Annotated in this window: 1 pseudogene; it reads right to left on the reverse strand. The window is 53.2% G+C overall.

Annotation, left to right across the window (positions count from 1 at the left end):
* A pseudogene (locus tag AUR66_RS10045) lies at positions 1–178 on the reverse strand (TATA-box-binding protein); the annotation flags it as partial.
* Positions 179–438 lie beyond the last annotated feature (260 nt).

Consider the following 438-nt stretch of genomic DNA (forward strand, 5'->3'; position numbering starts at 1 on the left):
GGAAGATGAGTGCCGCGGCCTTCGGCTCTTGTGTCCGATAGACGAGGCCAGGGAAATTGTCTGGGTTGAAATCAGCACCGGGAAGGTCGTCGGCAAGTGCTTCGAGGTCGAGCTCTTGACCGATCCCGGTCGATGCGACTACGTTCTGAATCTCGATGGAGTCTGCCGGCCCACTCATTGCTCGCTTTTTAATCATACCTCCTTCCTTATAAAGCGACCCGTTATAAACCGAGTTCAACTGAGTCGATTCCGTCGTCGCTTCGCACGCGCGCGAAACTAATACTTTGTTTCACTCGCTCCTCGATCGAGGTCAGGACTGGACGCGCGTGAAGTTATGACACGCCTCGTGTCTATTTTTCTCACAGAGCCACTAAATCAACGGCGTTAAATGTAACCGTGCCATTCGAAGTAATGTGAAGAAGCGCACGGGGGCACTCC

Source organism: Haloferax profundi (assembly GCF_001469865.1).
Lineage (GTDB): Archaea > Halobacteriota > Halobacteria > Halobacteriales > Haloferacaceae > Haloferax > Haloferax profundi.